The following is a 3,963-nucleotide window of genomic DNA, read 5'->3' as shown; positions in this document are numbered from 1 at the left end:
CGTAAGGCGGATGAGAAAATTCTCGACTTGCTGTTTGGGGAAGTGGAAATATAATTAAAAATAGCCGATCTAATTATAAACGAAGGTAAAACTTATTTCATGGAGTCTGACGGTAAGACAATGAGTACGATGGCTCATAAAAAACACGTAAGGCAGCCAGTTCCTTATGACTGGCTACTTTTCTCAGGATAGCTTAAAACCCTAACTGTCATAAAAATGAAAATACACATGATCATTATCATCAGTGACAGAAACAATTCGTTTCCAATGCTTCAGCGTTGTATAAAACGAGTATAAATCACTACCAAAATCGATTACCGGTCATGCTCGTGAAAATACCCGAAACTAAATACTCTCATAGAGATTAGCAGAAATGAAATTGTTCAGCGAACATATAGTAGTAAAGCTGTTAACTGACTGTGTGTCATTTCGCTAACGGGCAGGATAGTTCAAAAGTTTAGCGAATACCCTACATATGGAATTGTTTACGAAATTCGTGAATAAGACGTTAGCCGAAACACCACGAAACTTATAAAACCAAAAAAGACGGAGGAGGTATTACATGAAACCTGAGGTTTATGAATTTCAAGAGAAGAAAGTAATTGGAGTTGGAAACATAGGTAATCCTATAAACCATGGAGATGTCTGGCCTATTTTATTTTCCAGAATTCAAGAAATACATGGTCGTAAGAATACTCCTGAAACTCTTGGAGCTATTAAGAGAAATGAACATGGGTATTTAGCTGGGGTAGAAGTTGAACAATTGATAGAAATTCCAGAAGGTATGTTTTCTTATGTTATACCAGCTGGCCAGTATATTGGAATGACTCATAAAGGGCCAATAAGTAAGATTGGTGAAACATTTCAAATTCTTATCAGCTGGCTAGCCTCAAATAATTATGAACAACATGACATTGTATGTTTTGAAGTCTATGATGGAAGATTTAAGGACGAAGATCCTGAAAGTGAATTTGATTCATACATTCAAATTAAAGATTTGTGAGGGTTTAATCAAAGAAGTGTGGTGCATCAGATAAACCATATTCATGTTTCGTGGCATTTGTCCCTCGGGATTGAACTAACGGGACACGATAGTTGAATCATGAGATAGAGGCAGCTGGTCAAAAGATCAGCTGTCGTATTCATTAAAGTAACGGACAGTTAACGCAACTTACCAAACACTAGTAACGTTAAACTATCGATTGCTGTCTTTATCCGATATGGAAAGCGTATCGCCGGATTTGGCGATACTAGCCGGGCGACCACTGCGTTCGCTGCACGACGAGGCTTGCGACATGCTCGCATAAGGCTTAGCTGCTTCGGTGAGCACCTCATGCGAGATGTCTCAGCGTGGTTACGAGCCCGGAAGCCGGTTCGTGATCGGTTAGTCTTGCGGCCGATTGCCTGGCTCCAGACCGGATGACGATACCGTCATCACCGGTTTTACAGTAAGATCGTTATGTACTTGAATCTGGCACGATAAGCGGATGTTCGATTCTGCAATGCCTTTGGCCTGCAGAAGAGCGGCTTCCGCTTCACCAACCGGACCGGCGTCTCCATCCACCACTTCGACCCGGCACGTCGTGCATTTGGCCTTGCCGCCGCAGCGGTGCAATATGTCTACCCCGTTATCCACCAGGGCAAGCACAAGTTTAGTTCCTTCTGCAACTTCATAGGAGCCTCTTCCTTCAATTTGAATCGTCGGCATTTTGGACTTCTCCCCATTCCTAATTTGGTAGCTGCGCAATCAATGGCTTATCATGTGCAATATCACTATCATACTATCCAAAATCGCGATCTGTAAACAACCGAACGCGTTAACCTTTATGCATGAGGAGATCAAGCTTTGCTACTTCATCACGGTTGTATAATAGCGGCATCGGATAAAATCGAGGGATTTCAAATGCAACAAGAAGGTGGCCGATTATCGATCGGTTGCTTTTTCGTTATGACGGATTGTCAAGCTAAGTGCGACAGTTCATCCATGAAAACTTCGTGAGCAGACATCCAACCGAGATATGTACGGGGACGATTATTAATGAGAAAGATAGCCTTGGCCAAATCTTCATCGGTGACCAAAGAAAAATCATGGCCCTATTGGAAGAATTCTCGAAGAAGACCATTTCCGTTCTCATTAGAGCCTCGCTGCCAGGATGAATACGGATCTGCAAAGTAAACTTTGAGATTATGAAAGTTCTCAAGGTTCGCATAACAAGCAAACTCTTTCCCGCGATCTACGGTAGCAGTTTGAAAGGCAGCTTGAGGATATTGGCAGGCAATCACACCAAAGGCAACCTCCATTGAATAGGCGGTACGGTCAGGCATTTTCAATGCGAAATAGTGCCTTGTCTTGCGCTCAATAAAAGTGGCTACACAAGCTTTGCTTTTGCCACGGCTAGAGACACCGGTATCCAGTTCCCAGTGGCCGAAGGTTTCACGCTTGCGAACCTCTTTGGGACGCTTGCTAATCGGTGTTCCTACCATGAACCGACCTCGAGTTTCCACAGGCTTCTGACGCTTGCCTTTATTCCGTAATACCTGTACATCACCGGCTGCTAACCGTCCATCGTATATCCACCGATAGATGGTTTTGAAGCAGACGAAGGTCTTACTCTCGAACCGACGCTTCTCTGCTATCTGTTCCGGTGACCAAGTCTGAATCAGCTTCTCGGTCAGCTCGTTTGCAAGCTCAGGCGTAAATGTGCCAACAGGTGCACTGGATGCTCTGCGGCAGCGATAAGCTTGTTGAGCCGATTGGGCTTCGTATGTCTGGCCTGACCTTCCGCGCTCGATTTCTCGTGCAATGGTGGAATGATGTCTACCTAATTCACGTCCAATTTCTTGTGTCGACCAGCCGAGTCGAAGAAGAGTTTCTAGTTTACTACGTTCAATTATGCTAAGATGGGAGTAGCTCATGTTAGTTCTCCTGTATGAATGGTTGTGTGGTAACTCCCATTTTACATGAAACTCACATGGGCCTTTTTATTTTCTAGCTGTCGCACTTCATATTACAATCCGTCAAATACAAAGAAAGGGGAGATCGAAAAATCTATTGAACAACTCCGTTCATTTTTAAAGTCCTGTAGTAATGATTCTGTCATCCTTGCCACCAATCAACTTCTTCGCTTATTCCTGCAACAAAATGATCTCGAAAGCGCTAATATCCTACTGCGCACTAGCAATATAGATCAATCCATTATAGACAAGAGCAACCCTTTAATCTGTTCCAGATACGCTGATTATCTTCAAATTAAAGGGGAATATTATTTAGCCGCTGGTGATTTTGAAACATGTATTAATCACTTCTTAGAAGGGGCACTGCACTATTCTATGCAAAAGTCAACAATTGAAAAGTTAAGCGCGTATTTTACTCACAATGCTCAAGAAACGGGGGATTCAGCATGAAACAGTTCATAAAGAAAATGTACATCCGCTACTCTATCTATGCCATCGTGATCTTGACAATTACAGCTTCATCAGGAAACAATCAGGGGGGAGTTTTCCCTTAGTAAAATAGTTAAAAATGCCAAAAGCATCTTTAAGGTGTTTACTTTACTTTTTGTTTCTCAAGTAACTAAAATTTGGAATATACGCAACATATTATATACTCGCTAAGTGAGGGTACTCTTTAAATCCCTTAGAAATAGATGATATATCATTACATACAGTTGCGTATGCAGTTTATCGTGATACAGAGTCCTCCCCATGTATAAAGAGTAATCCTCGCCAGAAAAAAATTTGGAGGCGAGTTGCTTGAAGAAAAAATGGATCGGAACGGTGTTAAGAGTAAGTATGGCATTTTCGATGTTCGCACCAATGGCGTTTGCGTCATCTCTGCCAGAGAAACAAGCAGTATTGCAAACTCAAGGTCACACTATCGAGATTGGCATGGAAGATACTGTGAAAGAAATTGATGTAATCGCTAATTACTTTGGTTTTTCTGAGCAAGAAAAACAGGATTTC

At 42.1% G+C, this 3,963-nt stretch carries 4 protein-coding genes and 1 pseudogene; 3 read left to right on the top strand and 2 right to left on the bottom strand.

Features of this window, described 5'->3' with window-relative positions; translation table 11 throughout:
- The first annotated feature begins 562 nt into the window (after positions 1–562).
- On the top strand, positions 563–1,003 hold the full coding sequence (locus BBG47_RS27255; RefSeq protein WP_065294357.1) for a GyrI-like domain-containing protein: 441 nt from the start codon (positions 563–565) through the stop codon (positions 1,001–1,003).
- 381 nt (positions 1,004–1,384) lie between these two features.
- Here the strand turns inward: BBG47_RS27255 and BBG47_RS27250 are convergent, their stop codons facing one another.
- The gene (locus tag BBG47_RS27250) at positions 1,385–1,708 is read right to left on the bottom strand and encodes a 2Fe-2S iron-sulfur cluster-binding protein (RefSeq protein WP_021253380.1); all 324 of its coding nucleotides are present in this window, start codon (positions 1,706–1,708) and stop codon (positions 1,385–1,387) included.
- A 251-nt stretch (positions 1,709–1,959) separates the two neighbouring features.
- A pseudogene (locus BBG47_RS27245) lies at positions 1,960–2,916 on the bottom strand (IS30 family transposase).
- Between the two features lie 45 nt (positions 2,917–2,961).
- On the opposite strand from BBG47_RS27245, the gene BBG47_RS27240 reads away from it, so the two are divergent.
- Both BBG47_RS27240 and BBG47_RS27235 read left to right on the top strand, forming a co-directional pair.
- Positions 2,962–3,405 carry a hypothetical protein gene (locus BBG47_RS27240; RefSeq protein ID WP_065294356.1) on the top strand — a complete coding sequence of 148 codons (444 nt, stop codon included), beginning with the start codon at positions 2,962–2,964 and terminating at the stop codon, positions 3,403–3,405.
- Positions 3,406–3,753: 348 nt separating this feature from the next.
- Positions 3,754–3,963 (top strand): hypothetical protein (locus BBG47_RS27235; protein WP_139070801.1); only part of this gene is annotated, 210 nt, incomplete at its 3' end.

The sequence above is a fragment of the Paenibacillus sp. KS1 genome (assembly GCF_001680695.1).
Taxonomy (GTDB): Bacteria; Bacillota; Bacilli; order Paenibacillales; family Paenibacillaceae; genus Paenibacillus_B; species Paenibacillus_B suaedae.
The sequence above is the reverse complement of the archived record's forward strand: the minus strand, read 5'-3'. Positions and strand labels throughout refer to the sequence as shown.